The sequence below is a fragment of the Nostoc sp. C110 genome (assembly GCF_043099725.1).
Classification (GTDB): domain Bacteria; phylum Cyanobacteriota; class Cyanobacteriia; order Cyanobacteriales; family Nostocaceae; genus Nostoc; species Nostoc muscorum_A.
Genome location: NZ_CP171148.1, coordinates 6345612 through 6363376 on the forward strand (window position 1 = coordinate 6345612; position 17765 = coordinate 6363376).

General features: G+C 41.7%; 15 protein-coding genes and 1 pseudogene. 12 read left to right on the forward strand and 4 right to left on the reverse strand.

Annotation, left to right across the window (positions count from 1 at the left end; all coding sequences use genetic code 11):
• The first annotated feature begins 629 nt into the window (after positions 1 to 629).
• From ACFFRD_RS32220 to ACFFRD_RS32240, 5 genes are all read left to right on the forward strand, one after another.
• Complete coding sequence (locus ACFFRD_RS32220; RefSeq protein ID WP_392479887.1) at positions 630 to 1829, forward strand: ABC exporter membrane fusion protein; 1200 nt, start codon at positions 630 to 632, stop codon at positions 1827 to 1829.
• A 112-nt stretch (positions 1830 to 1941) separates the two neighbouring features.
• Positions 1942 to 3114: an ABC transporter permease DevC gene (gene devC / locus ACFFRD_RS32225; RefSeq protein WP_114082971.1), complete on the forward strand. Its 1173-nt coding sequence runs from the start codon at positions 1942 to 1944 to the stop codon at positions 3112 to 3114.
• A 74-nt stretch (positions 3115 to 3188) separates the two neighbouring features.
• The gene (locus ACFFRD_RS32230; RefSeq protein ID WP_392479890.1) at positions 3189 to 3887 is read left to right on the forward strand and encodes a DevA family ABC transporter ATP-binding protein; all 699 of its coding nucleotides are present in this window, start codon (positions 3189 to 3191) and stop codon (positions 3885 to 3887) included.
• 706 nt (positions 3888 to 4593) lie between these two features.
• A complete protein-coding gene (locus ACFFRD_RS32235; protein WP_392479892.1) occupies positions 4594 to 5529 on the forward strand; it encodes a M23 family metallopeptidase in 936 nt (311 codons plus the stop codon).
• Positions 5530 to 5650: 121 nt separating this feature from the next.
• Positions 5651 to 6190, forward strand: a complete 540-nt coding sequence (locus ACFFRD_RS32240) for a late competence development ComFB family protein (protein WP_041565537.1) — start codon at positions 5651 to 5653, stop codon at positions 6188 to 6190.
• A 72-nt stretch (positions 6191 to 6262) separates the two neighbouring features.
• On the opposite strand, the gene ACFFRD_RS32245 is transcribed toward ACFFRD_RS32240, so the two are convergent.
• The gene (locus tag ACFFRD_RS32245; protein ID WP_392483220.1) at positions 6263 to 6913 is read right to left on the reverse strand and encodes a L,D-transpeptidase; all 651 of its coding nucleotides are present in this window, start codon (positions 6911 to 6913) and stop codon (positions 6263 to 6265) included.
• A gap of 678 nt (positions 6914 to 7591) precedes the next feature.
• Here ACFFRD_RS32245 and ACFFRD_RS32250 point away from each other — a divergent pair.
• From ACFFRD_RS32250 to ACFFRD_RS32260, 3 genes are all read left to right on the forward strand, one after another.
• The gene (locus ACFFRD_RS32250; protein WP_167755993.1) at positions 7592 to 7744 is read left to right on the forward strand and encodes a hypothetical protein; all 153 of its coding nucleotides are present in this window, start codon (positions 7592 to 7594) and stop codon (positions 7742 to 7744) included.
• Between the two features lie 369 nt (positions 7745 to 8113).
• Entirely contained in the window at positions 8114 to 8770 is a 657-nt protein-coding gene (locus tag ACFFRD_RS32255) for a sigma-70 family RNA polymerase sigma factor (protein ID WP_114082966.1), read from the forward strand.
• 157 nt (positions 8771 to 8927) lie between these two features.
• Entirely contained in the window at positions 8928 to 9542 is a 615-nt protein-coding gene (locus tag ACFFRD_RS32260; RefSeq protein WP_114082965.1) for an anti-sigma factor, read from the forward strand.
• 16 nt (positions 9543 to 9558) lie between these two features.
• Here ACFFRD_RS32260 and ACFFRD_RS32265 read toward each other — a convergent pair whose 3' ends face one another.
• Positions 9559 to 10014 carry a gamma-glutamylcyclotransferase gene (locus ACFFRD_RS32265; protein ID WP_392479894.1) on the reverse strand — a complete coding sequence of 152 codons (456 nt, stop codon included), beginning with the start codon at positions 10012 to 10014 and terminating at the stop codon, positions 9559 to 9561.
• 170 nt (positions 10015 to 10184) lie between these two features.
• On the opposite strand from ACFFRD_RS32265, the gene leuS reads away from it, so the two are divergent.
• The 4 genes and pseudogenes from leuS to ACFFRD_RS32285 all read left to right on the forward strand — a co-directional run bounded on the left by leuS (position 10185) and on the right by ACFFRD_RS32285 (position 16136).
• A complete protein-coding gene (gene leuS, locus ACFFRD_RS32270) occupies positions 10185 to 12803 on the forward strand; it encodes a leucine--tRNA ligase (RefSeq protein ID WP_392479896.1) in 2619 nt (872 codons plus the stop codon).
• A gap of 228 nt (positions 12804 to 13031) precedes the next feature.
• A complete protein-coding gene (locus ACFFRD_RS32275) occupies positions 13032 to 13247 on the forward strand; it encodes a DUF433 domain-containing protein (RefSeq protein ID WP_392479897.1) in 216 nt (71 codons plus the stop codon).
• An 80-nt stretch (positions 13248 to 13327) separates the two neighbouring features.
• Positions 13328 to 13723: pseudogene (locus ACFFRD_RS32280) on the forward strand (DUF5615 family PIN-like protein).
• 1255 nt (positions 13724 to 14978) lie between these two features.
• The gene (locus ACFFRD_RS32285) at positions 14979 to 16136 is read left to right on the forward strand and encodes a pyridoxal-phosphate-dependent aminotransferase family protein (protein ID WP_392479900.1); all 1158 of its coding nucleotides are present in this window, start codon (positions 14979 to 14981) and stop codon (positions 16134 to 16136) included.
• A 326-nt stretch (positions 16137 to 16462) separates the two neighbouring features.
• Here the strand turns inward: ACFFRD_RS32285 and ACFFRD_RS32290 are convergent, their stop codons facing one another.
• Positions 16463 to 16690 carry a DUF2949 domain-containing protein gene (locus ACFFRD_RS32290; protein ID WP_012410503.1) on the reverse strand — a complete coding sequence of 76 codons (228 nt, stop codon included), beginning with the start codon at positions 16688 to 16690 and terminating at the stop codon, positions 16463 to 16465.
• A 469-nt stretch (positions 16691 to 17159) separates the two neighbouring features.
• Positions 17160 to 17666 carry a DUF192 domain-containing protein gene (locus tag ACFFRD_RS32295; RefSeq protein WP_392479903.1) on the reverse strand — a complete coding sequence of 169 codons (507 nt, stop codon included), beginning with the start codon at positions 17664 to 17666 and terminating at the stop codon, positions 17160 to 17162.
• Positions 17667 to 17765 lie beyond the last annotated feature (99 nt).

Consider the following 17765-nt stretch of genomic DNA (forward strand, 5'->3'; position numbering starts at 1 on the left):
TATTTATGGGGCGTACACTTAGCTGTGCGCCCTTATTATGTGGATAGATATTTAGAAGCTATATCTCAATAAAAGCTTATGACACCTGAATAAATTGCGGATAAGCTAACAGAATTAATTTATAAAAATAACTTTTAACAGGGAAAATATATCACAAAAAATTATAAAAATATCAAATCTAAAGAGATTTTTTAGAAATTAAATATTATTAATTTATCATGACAAAAAACATTTATTTTTGGCTTAATCTGCCTCTGATTGTTGGCACTGTTACAACCCGTAATTTGGAAACCGTTTACTATACCTAAGTACTTTCCAAAAAGAAAACTAGCTCATCATTAACATAAGGCTCTTATACCATTTCACAAAATGACTGATACAAATGATTTGTCTCTAATTCTGTCATCTTGCTCTCCTGATGGCTATTTGTATCAACCTTAAAGTGAAATGGTATTAATACTGGAGAGTGATTTATTATCGTATACAGAAAATCGCAGCAGATTGATAAATTGTCAGCAATTTTCATTTTTTATGAACTTTGAATCGATAAATTAACAACAACTAACAGAAGTAAGGATAAAAACTTAATCTATTTAGTTTTTTCTGCGCCACTAGTTAAGAGGTAATCTATGGTGCGAAACTCAAAGCTAGGGTACAGAACGTTCCCTAAGTCTATTCTGCGTCCATCTGTTGCTATAGGTATAATTGCATCTTTATTGGTTGGCGGAATAAGTTTTTATATAGTAAAACGCTGGCAAAATTATGCAAATCCAGAAACACAAGTGCCAGCAACACAATTACCACAGTTAAAAACGGTAACAGCTTTAGGACGAATTGAACCACAGGGAAAGGTAATAAAACTCTCTGCTGCGGTATCTGCTGAAGGAAGTCGGGTAGAAAAGTTGTTAGTAAAAGAGGGGGATTGGGTAAAAGCGGGACAATTGATTGCAATTTTGAATAGCCGCGATCGCTTGCAGGCAGAATTAAAAGAGGCGCAGGAACAAGTAAAAGTAGCACAGGCAAACCTAAACCGCACCCAAGCAGGTGCTAAACGTGGTGAAATTGCCGCCCAAAAAGCTGCGATCGCTCGCTTAGAAGCAGAACGTCAAGGTGATATTAATACTCAAGCAGCGACAATTGAGCGATTCCAAGCCGAAGTACAAAATGCCCAAGCAGAAGACGAACGTTATCAGCAACTATATCAACAGGGTGCAATTTCCACCTCCCAACGAGATAGTAAGCGTTTAAACCTGGAAACCGCCCAAAAAAGCCTGCAAGAAGCACAAGCACAGTTAAATCGTACCCAATCAGCTAGCCAGCAACAAATAAAACAGGCTACAGCGACTCTTGAGGAAATTGCTGAGGTACGAGGAGTAGACGTAGAAGCTGCCCAAGCAGAAATCAATCGGGCTGTAGCAGCCATGAATCTGGCAAAAGTTAATCTAAAACAGGCTGAAGTGCGATCGCCCCAAAATGGACAGGTATTTGAGATCCACACCCATCCTGGCGAATTAGTATCAAATAATGGCATTGCTGATATAGGACAAACTAGCCAAATGTATGTCATAGCCGAAGTCTATGAAAGCGATATCGGCAAAGTTCATTCAGGGCAACAAGTACGAATATTTGGCGATTACCTCCCCCTTGAATTGCAGGGAATCGTAGATCGCAAAGGTTTGCAAGTGCGACGGCAGAATGTCATTAACACAGATCCTGTCAGCAATATCGACAACCGAGTAGTAGAAGTTTATATCCGACTAAATGAAGTTTCCAGTCGAAAAGCTGCCAGCTTAACCAATATGCAAGTTAAGGCAGTAATTGAATTATGAATTGGGCATTGGGAATGGGTATTTTCCTTGTCCCCTTGTCCCCTTGTCCCCTTGTCCCCTTGTCCCCTTGTCTACCCTGTCTCCCCTGCTCCCCTGCCCCCTGCCTCTTATGATGGGATTGATCAAACAACTGCGACGGCGAACCCCTCTAGGATGGCTGCAACTGAACCATGAAAAAAGCCGCCTCTTGGTGGCTTTGTCAGGTATTGCCTTTGCGGATCTTCTCATGTTCATGCAGCTGGGCTTTCAGACTGCGCTGTATGACAGTAACACCAGACTACATCGCAGTTTGCAAGCAGACATTGTTTTAACCAGTCCCCAAGCCCGTAACCTGCCAAGCTTGTCTACATTTTCTCGGCGGCGACTTTACCAAGCAATGGATATACCAGGGGTGAAGTCGGCAGAACCGATGTATTTCAATAATACAATCTGGAAAAATCCTCAAACACATCGTGAAACGGGGGTGTTAGTTATCGGGTTTAATCCAGATAAGCCAGCCTTTGACTTACCGGATGTTAACCAGCAATTGCAGGCAATTAAGCTACCGGATACCGTTTTGTTCGATCGTGGTGCAAGAGGAGATTATCAAAAAGCGATCGCTCAAATTGACCAAGGTAAAACCCTAACCACCGAAATAGAACGGCGCACAATTACCATTAGTGGCTTATTTCAAGTCGGGGCTTCCTTTGGTTCTGATGGCAATCTGATTACTAGCGATCAAAATTTTTTGCGGCTATTTTCTGGGCGACAGTCAAGTAGCATCAGTCTAGGTTTGATTAAGGTAAAACCAGGCTATGACCCGAAAAAAGTGGCAGCAAGCTTGAAAGCCTACCTGAGAGATGATGTCAAAGTCTTAACCCACGCCGAATTTATTGAATTTGAGAACAACTTTTGGAGGACAAATTCCCCAATTGGGTTTATTTTCAGCCTGGGTGTATCAATGGGCTTTGTGGTGGGCGTAATTATTGTCTATCAAGTCCTTTCCACCGATGTTAATGCCCATGTTCGAGAATACGCCACCTTTAAAGCAATGGGATATCGCAATTATTACCTGCTGGGTGTGGTGCTTGAAGAATCGTTGATATTGGCAGCACTGGGCTTCCTCCCCGGATTGGGAGTGTCCTTAGCACTTTACCAACTGACTCGCAGTGCCACAAATTTACCTATGTACATGACTGCGATTCGGGCATTGCAGGTATTAGTGCTAACTATCATTATGTGTACAATTTCCGGTGCGATCGCCACCCGCAAACTTCAAGCCACCGATCCTGCTGATATGTTCTAAATTTGTCATTTGTCATTGGTCATTTGTAATTTGCAAATGACCAATGACAATTGTTACCAGTAATCGAGCCATTTATGACTAGTCAACCTGTGATCTCTATTAAAAATCTTGACCACCACTTTGGTAACAGTTCCCTCCGCAAGCAAGTTTTATCTAATATCAACTTAGAGATTAATGCCGGTGAAATTATTATTATGACCGGGCCCTCTGGTTCTGGAAAGACTACCTTGCTAACCTTAGTTGGTGGATTGCGTTCTGCCCAATCTGGTAGTTTGCAGGTGTTGGGGCGAGAACTTTGTGGTGCTAGTGCTGAACAATTAGTAAAAGCGCGACGGCATAACGGTTATATTTTCCAAGCACATAACTTACATGGGAGTTTAACGGCACTGCAAAACGTCAAAATGGCTTTGGAATTACACAAATATCTTGGGTTAAAAAATATGCTAGCTAGGTCAGCCCAGATGTTAGAGCAGGTAGGATTAGGAAATCATTTACATTACTATCCTGAAAAACTATCTGGAGGACAAAAGCAACGAGTAGCGATCGCTCGCGCCTTAGTCAGTCATCCTCAAATAATCCTAGCGGATGAACCCACCGCCGCCCTTGACAGTCAATCAGGTCGGGATGTAGTCAATCTTATGCAAAAATTGGCAAAAGAACAAAGCTGTACCATCTTGATGGTTACTCATGACAACCGCATCCTTGACATTGCCGATCGCATCGTTGATATGGAAGATGGTAAGCTCAAGTCAGAATTAACGCTCTCAACCTAAAGTTAATCAGCTTTCATTCCTCAAGCTCAGAAATCGAAACCAAAACAATTTAAGTAAAATCACTGTTGTTTTATACTTTATATTAACAATAATAATATGTGTTATTAGTGTATAAACGGTGATTAAGAATTAGATAAATTAAAAATAATATAATTTCACACTATATTTTAATAAAAATTAGGGTAGGCATCTTGCCTACCCTAATTTTGCAAATTAAATGCTCAATAACTTAATAAATCGAACTTTGCCTAAGCTTAATAGGGTTATTTATAATACTTTGCCCTTGGGTTACCTGGCTTGCGCCATTTACTTACACCAATTTTAACTTAGCAATCTAGTACGAGTGTCCAGTTAAACAAGTGTCCAGTTGATTCCAAGATTTTCTTCAAGTATTATTATGTAATGGGTATAATCACAAGGGGTTTCTTTTGTTGCCTAATAAATGATACCTTGGCAAACAACTATAGAGTCTTTGCCTTCAATCTAGTTAAATTTTAAGATCATTACCAATGTCAATGTAATACATAAAGTTAATACCAAGTAACTAAATTACAGTTACAAATCATTCTCTCTAATCTCCTACCTGATGTAACTCTGATGTCTATAAGTCTTTGGAGGGTTTCAAAAACATCTACGTCAAAGAGGAAACACGAGTAAAAATAAGCTAGTCTATTTTCCAACACAAGCAAGGAATTTTTGTAGCTCTATGATTATTGAGAATAGTACTAGTAGTTCAAACAAGAAGTTGCTCGGTTTTGATGTCAAAAGTTTGACAGCCAATTGCCTTGCAATAAATGTGTTGAAGGGAATATTTGCTGTTCTCCCTATCACCTTGGCATTGCCTGTAGATGCTTTACAAGTAAAGGTGACTCCAACTAGTCCTAAATTAGGGGATACACTCTCGGTAGAGATTAATCTAAATAATCCTGAGAATGGTACAAATCCAATAGTAGCGACTGGTAATAATACATACCCAGCCTTTCAAATTGCCCCCAATCAGTATCGGGCTTTCGTTCCCACAACTCCCCTAGAAAAACCTGGAACTAGAACACTTCGCGTTGTAGGGGATGGTCAAGTCCAAAACTTGGCAGTGAATGTGCTTAATCGCAAGTTCCCCGTACAACGCATTACTTTGCCACCTGGCAAAGCCGGAGTAGATGCCACAGAATACGAACTTAAGCGTGTAGCGGCTTTTAAAGCATTAAAAACACCAGAAAAGTATTGGAATGGAGTATTTCTGAAACCAAATGCAGGGCGAATGAGTACAACCTATGGTGTTCGTCGCTACTATAATGGTACATTTGCAAAGGACTACTATCATCGTGGTCTTGACTACGCTGGTGCTGCCGGTTCATCGGTGATTGCCCCAGCTGCTGGGCGAGTTGCTTTGGTGGGTAGGGTATCCCAAGGGTTTAGGATACACGGTAACGTAGTTGGCATTGACCACGGTCAAGGAGTAACCAGTATTTTCATGCACCTGAGTCGTATTAACGTTAAAGAAGGTGATCTTGTGAAAGCTGGTCAACTAATTGGTGCAGTTGGTTCAACAGGTGCTTCCACAGGTCCACATTTGCACTGGGGTCTATATGTCAACGGACAATCTGTTGATCCAACACCTTGGCGAACTAAGGTCGTTAATTAGTAGAGGCGGAATTAATCGCGTCTGTGCATAATTTGTGTTTTTTTTGCTGAAGATTAGGCAAAATAAATTGAATTGATACCGTCCCTACCTTACTTGGCTAACATAAATGATGATAAGTGTTATGAGTATCGAAAAAATTGTAGAACAAGCTCTCCAGGATGGTTATTTGACACCAGCAATGGAAGCAGAAGTCGGTAGAATCTGTGATAACGCCTCGGAACTCTCAATTGAAGAGTATATGGCCCTGGATCGGCTCATGGGAGCGCTATTGACTGGTGAGGTAGTGGCGGTACCTCGCAAACAATTCATTAACGTTATGGAAGAATTGGTACTGACAGAAGCGATCGCCAGAGTCGCAGAAATTGAAGCCACCAGCGAAAGTTCTCTAGATGTCGGAGATATTGCGGCTTACGCTCTCAATCGACTACCACCTTTGTATGCTACTACAGAAGAGGGTGCTAGCTTCCAGCGCCAAACGGCTCAGGCAGAACTGCAAGAATTAATTTCTCAGCAAGTGAGTGAAGCGATTAATCGTTACCTAGATCGACCCAATTTCTTCCCAGAACGGCAAGCCTTGGGCAAAAACACTGGGAATGAGGTTGTACGCCAGGTTAGTGCCTTACTCCAGACTTATGCACCTAATTTTGAGCAAAAATTATAATTTCAATAGTCATTGGTCATTTGTCATTTGTTTTAGACAAAGGACAAAGGACTAATGACTAATGACTCTTAATTAATTACGTACTAGTACTGTTGTCCCTATACTCACTTGCTCATAAAGCATTCTGACATCAGAATTACGCATTCTTAAACAACCGTGGGATACAGCAGTTCCTACCAGGTCAATTTCCGGCGTACCATGAAAGCCAATTTCATTGCGTCCATCTGACCAAAAACCAATCCATCTGTCTCCCAAGGGACTATCCGTACCAGCCTCAAATACTTTGCCTGTAATTGGGTGCCGCCAGATTGGATAGTGTCGCATGTGGATCACCTGGAAAGAACCTGTGGGCGTTTCCCAACCCTTCTTACCTACAGCGATTGGGTAGCTAGCTATTACCTCATCTCCTGCATATACGTAAGTGCGGCGATCGCTTAAATCAACCACCACTTGAGTCTTGCCATCTGCCAGCCTATCAGATGCAGATGGTGCTTGTTGGGCTGAAGCTTTAGACCATAAACCTTTTGGCCAACTATCCGCAACTGGATTTTGTCTTTCGGCTTGCGCCACCAGCTGCATCTTGATTGGTAGTTCAGTTGCTTGAGCTACATTATTTCTAATTGTTTTCGGCTGAGTTTGAGGCTTAATAATAGAAGATTTTGGTTTAGAAGCCTTGCGAGTCGTTGCTTTAGCTACATTCTTCTTAATTATTTTCGACTTAATTTCAGACTTAATCGCAGAATATTTGAGTGTAGAAGCCTTGCGAGTCGTTGCTTTAGCTACATTCTTCTTAATTGTTTTCGACTTAGTTCGAGGCTTAATAGCAGAGGACTTTGGTGTAACCGCCCTCTGAACACTTGAGCCTTGGGCAACTTCAGCAGGTGGCACAGATGCACCCAGCGCAATTTCCCCTAAACTCACTTGTGACAGATTCTTGTAGACTCCCTCTGAGCGGCTTCCCTTGGGATTGGTTAGGGTAGAATCTCGCCGCATCGCAGTAGATGCAGACTTATCAGACTGCCGTTGTGCCGTAGTAATACGCCAATGGACAGCTAAAGATAAAAATGCTGTGCCAAAACAGAGCAACATTACCATCCGCCCTACAGATTCGTTTCTTACCATTGCCATCGCCTATTATTTATCCCTGACATATCCAGCCGAGAAATTGGATGTGTTCATCATCCGATTATCAAAAATTTATCAATACTTATCATTTCCGTTATAAATCTGCCAACACCTCTGGGCAAACTAAGACTATGCAAATTGTCCCAGCAGAAAAACTTCAAGTGACCAACCTCATTCCTCCAAAATTCTGGGGGTTGTAAGCCAATACTTAGACTTTCTGGCGGAACTTTTGCAATGTAGCAATCAATGATTAGTGGTGTCGGTGGGAGAAAAACCATGTTTGAAAAACTATTGCTAGCAGTCACAATTACATTTTCCCTCAATTTATTTTTTCAAATTCGCGTACCAGAGCAACATAACTCTGGTGCTATCTACGGGTCACAACTAGAACAATCAGCAACTATTCTGGTAACAAAATCAAAAAAATAAATCACCATTATAGTAACCAGAGCAACCCAACTCCCAGAAATTATTACCTGAATTTTAAAGGTATCAAGAAGGTAGAATTACAAAATTTTTCTCTTCATCCTTAATAACCAGATTTAATTATTTTTATCAAGCGTATATACCCAGTTGCTAAAAGTACTAAAATGTGCATATTGCTGCGCTTTTTTGAGTTGATGGTTTTAAGGGCAACTATGCAAGCAGTATAAGGAAAAAGTGGCTCACCTTATTGCTATAAATGTATCCAAAATTGTCTGCCTCCGTGTTCCAGTCATAAATCCGTCACCTTAGCATGGAACTTCTGTCCCATTAGCAGGTCTAATAGATAGGGATGATTTAGAGCCAGTACGATCTATGAGTCAGTCGATTACTGTATCCTGGTCAACTGTTGATGCAAAGTATCCAGAAGCATCAGTGCAAGTTGACAAACTCCCTAACCACGATTTAATTTTGCGCTGTCAAGCGGGACTGCGGCCAGATCGTGTTGCGTTTTCAGAACTATTACGCCGCTATCAAAGTCAAGTTGATAGAGTTCTCTACCACCTAGCTCCAGATTGGTCTGACAGAGCCGATTTAGCTCAAGAAGTTTGGATTCGAGTGTATCGGAATATTAACCGATTACAAGAGCCTGCTAAATTTCGGGGCTGGTTAAGCCGCATTGCCACCAACTTGTTTTACGATGAGTTACGGAAACGCAAGCGGGTTGTTAGCCCTTTATCACTGGATGCTCCCCGCTCGTTAGAGGACGGTGAGATGGATTGGGAAATCGCTGGCGATACTCCCGGACCTGAAGAAGAACTGACAACTAGAGAATTTTACGAGCAATTGCGGGAAGCGATCGCGGATTTACCAGAAGTTTTTCGTACTACCATTGTTCTGAGAGAAATCGAGGGCATGGCTTATGAAGAAATTGCTGAAATCACTGGAGTTTCTTTAGGAACTGTGAAGTCAAGAATAGCCAGAGCTAGATCGAGGCTGCAAGCTCACTTGCAGAATTATCTAGACTCCTAATTTACAGTATCTTGCCTCTGCCCAATGACAGAATTTAAGCATAGATTAAGAATTACTCCAAAGACGTAGCTCGCTTCTGTCCTAAGAAGGAAAAATGGCTAATTTTCCCGAAATTCCCGCCCAGTTTACCCGTGTATGAATTGGTAATAATGTTAAGATGACTACTGATTCTCAGTTTTACGACCGTTCTTCTTTGCAACTTCCTCAAGATTTGTCAGATGGAATGGCCAAGCATACCAATGAATCAACGGGTCTTATGGATATGGTGAAGCGCGATCGCTTCGAGTTATTGAGTGCTTACCTCGATGGTGAAGTCACAGCCCCCGAACGCAGGCAAGTAGAAGAATGGCTGGCAAATGATGCCTCGGTTCAATGCTTGTATGCCCGACTGTTAAAGCTGCGGCAAGGCTTGCGGACTCTCCCAGTCCCCACAGCCCAAGAGTCACCAGAAGCAACAGTTCAGCAGGTATTCACACGTTTACGCCGCCGTTCCCGTTTAAACTGGATGGCGGGAGGTGCAGCTGTTGCTGCTTGCGTAATCGGCGCAGTATCTAGCTTAGTACCTGGTGGTTTGAATGTGCCGCAACTGGCGCAACGACCACAAAAAGAACCGATTCAAACATCCTCAGCGTCTATAATTCCACCTTCTCCTCTGATGGTGGGACTAAATAACCCGGTAATTGAAATTCCTAAAGCAGCAGTAGCTTCTCCAGAAAATCCAATCTATCCGGTAAAACCACAACGGCAAGACTCCAAACAGGACATAAACTAATTGCAAAGTTAACAATTCACAGATCATAATTGTGCTTTGCGGTTAAACCACAGCCACTCAACCAGCCATCAGGTTGGAGTAATCCTCGTAATTGGGCAACTTGCTCTAGAGTCATTAAATAAACCCAAGCCCGACTATAAGAGAGCGACTGTGGTTCATAAACCTCGATAATTTGCCGATTATAGAGGTTTTCTGGTGGTTGTCTAGTGGGCTGGTAATTTTCCAGCACATCTAGCTCATTTAAAATTCTTGGGTTGGGAAAAGAAAGTAAATATCCGTAAACTTTGCTATTTCCCAGCGTCATTGCTGGGTAGCCCATTGGCAGAGCAAACAATTTACCTTCTACAAAAACTCTTTTGACATCAATTACTTTGGCAGCACAGTATTTTTTATAGTTAGCTTCACCTGGTTTGAGTGTGCCGTAGACAAAAACCCGCACCAAATCAGAAAATTTTATATTTGATTCAACCATCTAAACCTTCATCAAATGACTGTTGCCATACCTGAAACACTAGCAGTTCAGGCATAATCTGGCTGATGCTCAATTATATAAATCTGTGATTAGTTGACCTACAATATAGGTTAACCTAAGAGGTTGACATAGCAGGTTAACCTAGACAGACCCATTAGGAGAATTTTTTGGTGGATTCCCGATATAACCCCGCAGCGATTGAGGAAAAATGGCAGAAAACATGGTTAGAACTTGGCTTCGATAAAACACCTTCAGCTAGCAACAAGCCAAAATTCTACGCTTTATCCATGTTCCCTTACCCATCGGGCAGCCTACACATGGGTCACGTCCGTAATTATACCATTACTGACGTGATTGCCCGCCTCAAGCGAATGCAAGGGTATCGGGTAATACACCCAATGGGTTGGGATGCCTTTGGCTTGCCAGCAGAAAATGCCGCCATTGACCGTGGTGTACCGCCAGCAAAGTGGACTTATCAGAATATTGCCCAGATGCGGCAGCAATTGCAACGTCTTGGTTTATCAATTGATTGGGAATGTGAACTAGCTACTTGTTCACCAGATTATTACAAGTGGACGCAATGGATTTTCTTGCAGTTTTTGGAAGCAGGGTTAGCTTACCAAAAAGAAGCAGCCGTAAACTGGGACCCCATTGACCAAACTGTATTAGCAAATGAGCAAGTTGATAATGAAGGACGTTCCTGGCGCAGCGGTGCAATAGTTGAGCGCAAATTGTTACGGCAGTGGTTTTTTAAGATTACTGACTATGCCGAAGAATTACTCAATGACTTGGATAAGTTGACAGGTTGGCCAGAACGGGTCAAATTGATGCAGGCAAACTGGATTGGTAAATCCACAGGCGCTTATTTAGAATTTCCTATTATCGGGATAGATGAAAAAATTGCCGTGTATACCACGCGCCCAGATACCGTTTATGGTGTCAGTTATTTAGTATTAGCACCAGAACATCCCTTAACAAATCGCGTTACCACAAAAGAACAACAAGCGGCGGTAGAAGTCTTTATTAAAGAGGTTTCTAATCAAAGTGAGTTGGAACGTACTTCTGAAGACAAACCTAAGCGGGGTATCCCCACTGGTGGGGTGGCAATTAACCCGTTTACAGGGGAAGAAGTGCCTATTTGGATTGCTGACTATGTACTGTATGAGTATGGTACTGGGGCAGTGATGGGTGTACCCGCACATGATGTCCGAGATTTTAAGTTTGCTAAAAATTACGATTTACCAATTAATTTTGTCATCGCTTCCCCAGATGATGTTGCAGGTTTTGACTTAACTCCAACATCAGAGATTGATGGAATCACACAACTTGTCGAAGTTGACTATAAACAGGCATACACTGAACCAGGAATTTTAATTAATTCTGGGGCTTTTACTGGTATGGCTTCCACAGACGCTAAACAAGCCATAATTGAATACGCCGAAAAACAAGGTTTTGGTAAAGTGCGGGTGCAATATCGCTTGCGGGATTGGTTAATTTCCCGGCAGCGTTACTGGGGCGCACCGATACCTGTAATTCACTGTCCAAACTGTGGAATAGTGCCAGTACCTGACAAAGATTTGCCAGTCCAGTTGCCAGAAGAAGTGGAATTTACTGGACGTGGCGGTTCACCTTTGACTCAGTTAGAAAGCTGGGTAAATGTGCCTTGTCCAACTTGCGGCACTCCAGCGAAGCGGGAAACTGACACGATGGATACTTTTATTGATTCCTCGTGGTATTTCTTGCGCTTCCCTGATGCTAAAAATGAACAACAGGTTTTCGATTCCAGTAAAGTTAACGACTGGATGCCAGTGAACCAGTACGTGGGTGGGATTGAACACGCGATTTTACATTTGTTGTATTCGCGGTTCTTTACTAAAGTACTCCGGGACAGAGGGTTACTGAATTTTGATGAACCCTTCCAACGTCTGTTAACTCAAGGGATGGTACAGGGTTTAACTTACCTAAATCCCAATAAGGGCGGTAAAGATAAATGGATTCCTTCTAATCTGGTCAATTCTGCTGACCCTCGTGACCCTCAGACAGGCGAACCTTTGCAACGTCTCTACGCCACCATGTCTAAATCAAAGGGCAACGGTGTCGCGCCAGAAGATGTAATTTCCAAATATGGTATAGACACAGCGCGGATGTTCATCTTGTTCAAAGCGCCGCCAGAAAAAGACCTGGAATGGGATGAAGCCGATGTGGAAGGACAATTCCGCTTTTTAAATCGGGTTTGGCGTTTGGTGACGGATTATATTACTGCTGGGGTATCCCGTAAGCAAGCTCAACTATCTGATTTAACTAAGGCTGAAAAAGAATTGCGGCGGACGATTCACACGGCTATTCAAGCGGTGACGGAAGATGTGGAAGACGAATATCAATTCAACACAGCTATTTCTGAATTGATGAAGTTGAGTAATGCCCTAAGTGATGCCGACAAAAATTCACCAATTTATGCAGAAGGTATTCGGACTTTGGTGATGTTACTCGCACCCTTTGCACCACATATTGCTGATGAATTGTGGCATTTGTTGGGTGAAAGTGATTCAATTCACACTCAAACTTGGCCATCATTTGACCCGGTTGCTTTGGTAGCTGATGAAATCACTTTAGTTATTCAAGTTATGGGCAAAACTCGCGGCGCGATTCAAGTACCAGCACAAGCGGATAAAGCAGCGTTGGAGAAATACGCCCGTGAATCAGAAATTGCCCAGCGTTACATCGAAGGCAAAGAGATTAAAAAGGTAATTGTAGTGCCTGGAAAGTTGGTGAATTTTGTAGTTAGCTAAGTACAGCTTTGCCTAAAATCGTGGTGAATTGAGGGTTTAAATTTAAACGCAAAGTAGCGCAAAGGGAAGCGCAGAGGTACGCAGAGAATTTGCTACGAATTAATTAAATGTTGTAGTTAGCAATCGATAAAATTGTAAATATAGCCTGACCAAACATCAAAGGATTTACATCCGTGACACTCAAAGAGTTAGAACAACAACTTCTTGCCCTCAGACAAGCGTGAAAAATTGCAGGCCATACAGTTACTTGCTCAAAACCTCGGCAACAATTGGCAAGGAATTGAGAAAACTCCTAGAGTCTTTGGTGGAGAGGCTCGTATCGCTAAAACTCGTATTCCTGTCTGGGTACTTGTGGAAGCTAGCCGCCTTGGATATAGCGATACTGACCTTTTGACGAGCTATCCAACTATTACAGCTACAGATTTAGCCAATGCTTGGGTATAGGCAGAAGCTCATCTTGATGAAATCGAATTGGCAATTGAGCGTAATGAGGTAGCCTAGATGAGCAGTTTCCATTTTCAGTTGTGGAATTATTACGCGCTTTGGGGCATGATGTTTTGACAGTTCAAGATGCAGAAAATGCAGACCAAGGTATACCTGATGAGGAAGTGCTAGCATTTGCTGTAAGTCAAGAACGCTCGATATTACAGCGAATTGCAATCAAACTGTGCCACAACTAAAAGCAATACTGGGCTTTGTTTTAGGATTTATTTTTGTGGCGGGTTTGATCGAGAACGGCTGTAACTATCAACAGAGTTGATTTTATCCGTTTGCATCGTCGTGATTCTAACCACTTCGGTATTATTGTTTGTACGAGCAATCGTAATTGGGGACAGTTTGCATCACGGATAGATGAGGCTGTGACAGCAGAACATGCGTTGCAAGGAAAACTAATTCGTGTGGTACGTCCAGTCACTTAAAAATATTTTGATGGAATGCACGGATGTTAAAACCATCAAAAATCTGTTTCAAGAAGTATTGAAACAGTAGTTTTTTCTCTGGTATATGTATATTTAAAAACATCTGTATTATCGTTCAAAGAGTTAAACTGTTTTATTTATACACGAAAAAGCGCTTGAGAGTTTTGCTCACTCAAGCGCTTCCCCGTAAAAGCTTATACCAACTCACTTGTTTGATGCAACATTTGAAATCTGCAACACCCCCTTATCAGGGAGTATTGCGGGGATAACTTGTGACAAACATTTGGTGAAATGGTATCACTCCTTGCACTAACTAAGAATATCTCTTTTACAAGAAAATCGGGGATCTGGTGAGTGACAGTTTATGAACTGAACACTAGTTAAAAACGACTCACCATGAATGGTAACTAACGAAACTAAGCACAATTGTAGCAAGTTTGTAAGTATAGTATAAAAACTTATAGTTGATTAGCGTAGGCATAGGCATCACCGGTCTTTGAGTAAAGCTTCAAAATGCGCAGCAATTAGCAGCATAAATATCTCAAATTTAGCAGCAAATAAACTGGAAGGTATCAGTGAAAAATCGCCATCAAGTAAGCCTGAGATGGCTTATATATCCGCATGAAAGCGATTTAGACTGCAATAAAATCATCATCTCCTCAATAGATAGAGGTATTCTTTAAAGAATGGCAACCGAAGAAAAAATCTTCTACCCAAGCAGATTGAAAACTTTTGGTTGGGTATCTTTTATCTCTTAGCAAACGATGACATCTAACTCTTCCGCATAGTGTAGGCGGTTACTTCCTTGGTTGAAGCAAAACACAGTTTTTTCACCGACGATTTCCACGATATTTAAATCGATTTCGCATATTTCTATCAAAACAACTCAGGCCGATGATGGGGAAGATTTAAGAATTTATAATATCTATACCTAAAATTATGAGAGCTTAAATGGACGCTTCAGCCTCAGCTATTTTAGCTACTCCCCTACTAGCACACGCCTTAACCTGGTGTCTAAGTGTATGGTAAGATTGCCTGGAACAGAGGTTTTATTTGAGTTGGAGTCTCGTAGAAATTGCAAAGGTCAAGCTGACCGATCATTAACTCCCACGATACTTTTCCTATGTATTTGGAAAATATACAACAAGACTGGTGGCGATCTGAGTGTAATTTGTTGATGAATATCTAAAATTTGCTACCAGACTAAACCAATTTCCCACAATTTTGACTTTTATTTGACTTTTAGGATAGACACATGAACGATAAGCTGATGCTAATGATTCCAGGCCCAACCCCGGTGCCAGAAGCTGCTTTACTGGCATTAGCCAAGCATCCGATTGGACACCGTACCAGTGAATTTAGCAACATCTTGGCAGAGGTGACGGAAAACCTGAAGTGGTTGCACCAAACTCAAAGTGATGTGCTGACACTGAATGTCAGTGGTACGGGTGCTGTAGAAGCTGGAATAATTAATTTTCTCTCTCCAGGCGATCGCATTTTAGTTGGCTCTAATGGTAAATTTGGCGAACGCTGGGTAGAAGTTGGTCAAGCCTACGGTTTGAATGTAGAAGAAGTTAAGGTGGAATGGGGAAAACCCTTAGACCCCGCAGTATTTGCCGAAAAACTCCAAGCAGATACCCAAAAGCAAATTAAAGCTGTAATCATTACCCACAGTGAAACCTCGACAGGTGTGTTGAATGACCTAGAAAGCATCAACCGTCATGTGAAAGAACACGGTGAAGCTTTGATTATCGTTGATGCCGTCACAAGCTTGGGTGCATTCAATCTCCCGGTAGATGCTTGGGGTTTGGATATAGTCGCCTCCGGTTCTCAAAAAGGTTATATGATTCCGCCGGGATTGGGTTTTGTCTCTGTCAGCCCCAAGGCTTGGGAAGCTTACAAAACTGCAAAGCTACCAAAATATTATTTGGACTTAGGCAAATATCGCAAAGCCACAGCCAAAAATACAACTCCATTTACTCCACCCGTGAACTTGATCGTAGCGTTACACACCACGTTGCGAATGATGAAAGAGGAAGGATTAGAGTCAATATTTGCTCGACATGAACGGCTGAAAAATGCTACCCGCGCCGCCATTCAAGGGTTGAATTTACCCCTGTTTGCAGGAGATAGTTCCGCTAGTCCGGCGATTACGGCTGTAGCACCACAGGGAATTGAATCGGATAAGATTCGGTCATTGATGAAAAAACGCTTTGATATTGCCCTTGCAGGTGGTCAAGACCATTTGAGTAATAAGATTTTCCGCATTGGTCACTTGGGCTTTGTGAGCGATCGCGATATCCTTAGCTGTATAGCATCCTTAGAAGTTACCCTAACAGAACTTGGATACAAAGACTTCACCCCTGGTTCTGGTATAGCAGCAGCAGTTAAAGTGTTTAGTCAGTCCTACTAAACCAAAAGAGCGAGTTAAATTATCAACTCGCTCTTTTGATTTGTTGTATATAAATAAGTAGAAACCAGCAGAGTTAATAAACCTATATATCAACCTTTGTACAAGGTAGAGTTGATGTGACATACTTTTATTCTCTTAAATGATACCAACTTGCCCTAGATAGTATTATTTGTTTCGGAGACAGTCACACAGCTTATTTGACACCAAACAATACCAACTTTGGCAACTTAGTACGATCCAGGATTTGTATAACATAGTATTGTTTGAGATTCCGGTAACAGCCTTTTGATAGAGACTTTTAATCCAAAACCCAAAATTGGCATAAATTATGCCGTCTCCAGCCAATCATAAATTTGTTCTAACTGTTCTAGAGTAATTAAACCATACTGCCAAAGAATCATTGCCAAAGGGCCTGGATCTTGTTCCCGATGGCGCAGTGCAACCGCCAGCGATGCTGTGGAAATTGCCAAATCTTCTTGCAAAAAATGAATCAGTCGAGAATATTTTGATGGTGACATTTGTATCTCACCTCCTTGTGCAGAATGTATTGTCATATATCAGTTCACCATTGCTCGGTAGCCAGTAGCCAGTATTTCATCTGTCACTGTGCCGTTATTGGCTATACACCCCAGCACAGTTTTTTGATTTGCCTTTAAGAGAGGCTTGCCATCTGCTCAATTATCAAGCAGCATTTTTACTTAATTCAATGACTCCATCTTGTTTACTTGTGTACTTGATTTAATTACATAAGTAGTAACAAAGATTCCTAACCTATACTCTCTTATTGGCGACTATTTACACTTACGCCGAAGGGAATATTTTTGCAACCAAACCTCAAGTTCGGGATTTCAGATTGGAGACAGTAAAATTTTACATTATTACCACAGTTTTTAAATAGTAGCGTTACAGATGACTTTTTGCTACAACACGTGACATTTTTTACAGAAAAAACATAGTTCTAGGTAGTATACTGTCTGAACAGAGCAACTATCCAAATCTTTATCCTTGAAAAGTGGCTAAGTCTCAGAACTTAATTTTGACAATATCGCCCACTTTCAACTTCAATTCGGCAGCTCTTCCAGAGCGAAGTTCAATTACCTTATCGATTGGTGTGTTGGGGCCATAAGTGGGACAAGGCTCACTCGCACAAGGAGGTGCAGCAGATTGGATATATTTAACTACACCGTTCTGTAAAAATACCATATCTAAGGCTACAGGTACATTTTTCATCCAGAAACTAACTGGTTGTGGTGAGGCGAACCCAAATAGCATTCCTCGGTCATCTGGCAAAGCTGGTCGATACATTAACCCCATTTGTTGCTGTTGTGGTGTCTTCGCCACTTCTAGCTGAATAGTTGTGCCATTAGGAAGAATGGCTTTCGCAGAAATTGGTAGTTTTTGCCCTAAACTCGCTGGGGCTGGAGTTTTAGAACCAGGCGTGGGAGTTGGAGGTTTAGCCGTTGTTGGCACAGAACAGCCCATCAATAAAACACTAAGCAACATTGAGAATAAACCTAGCCAACGATTCATAATTATTTTTGATTTTGTAATTTAGATTTCAATTTTACAGAATTTAAGCTAGAAAGCTCACGTTTTTATTTGTCTTGTAAGCTAACGCGCCTACATATT

Coding starts and splice junctions, on each gene's coding strand:
- ACFFRD_RS32260 (WP_114082965.1), top strand. CDS start 8,928: ATGACTACTGATTCTCAGTTTTACGACCGTTCTTCTTTGCAACTTCCT.
- ACFFRD_RS32285 (WP_392479900.1), top strand. CDS start 14,979: ATGAACGATAAGCTGATGCTAATGATTCCAGGCCCAACCCCGGTGCCA.
- ACFFRD_RS32230 (WP_392479890.1), top strand. CDS start 3,189: ATGACTAGTCAACCTGTGATCTCTATTAAAAATCTTGACCACCACTTT.
- ACFFRD_RS32240 (WP_041565537.1), top strand. CDS start 5,651: ATGAGTATCGAAAAAATTGTAGAACAAGCTCTCCAGGATGGTTATTTG.
- ACFFRD_RS32295 (WP_392479903.1), bottom strand. CDS start 17,666: ATGAATCGTTGGCTAGGTTTATTCTCAATGTTGCTTAGTGTTTTATTG.
- ACFFRD_RS32235 (WP_392479892.1), top strand. CDS start 4,594: ATGATTATTGAGAATAGTACTAGTAGTTCAAACAAGAAGTTGCTCGGT.
- ACFFRD_RS32220 (WP_392479887.1), top strand. CDS start 630: ATGGTGCGAAACTCAAAGCTAGGGTACAGAACGTTCCCTAAGTCTATT.
- ACFFRD_RS32255 (WP_114082966.1), top strand. CDS start 8,114: ATGAGTCAGTCGATTACTGTATCCTGGTCAACTGTTGATGCAAAGTAT.
- ACFFRD_RS32265 (WP_392479894.1), bottom strand. CDS start 10,014: ATGGTTGAATCAAATATAAAATTTTCTGATTTGGTGCGGGTTTTTGTC.
- devC (WP_114082971.1), top strand. CDS start 1,942: ATGGGATTGATCAAACAACTGCGACGGCGAACCCCTCTAGGATGGCTG.
- ACFFRD_RS32250 (WP_167755993.1), top strand. CDS start 7,592: ATGTTTGAAAAACTATTGCTAGCAGTCACAATTACATTTTCCCTCAAT.
- ACFFRD_RS32290 (WP_012410503.1), bottom strand. CDS start 16,690: ATGACAATACATTCTGCACAAGGAGGTGAGATACAAATGTCACCATCA.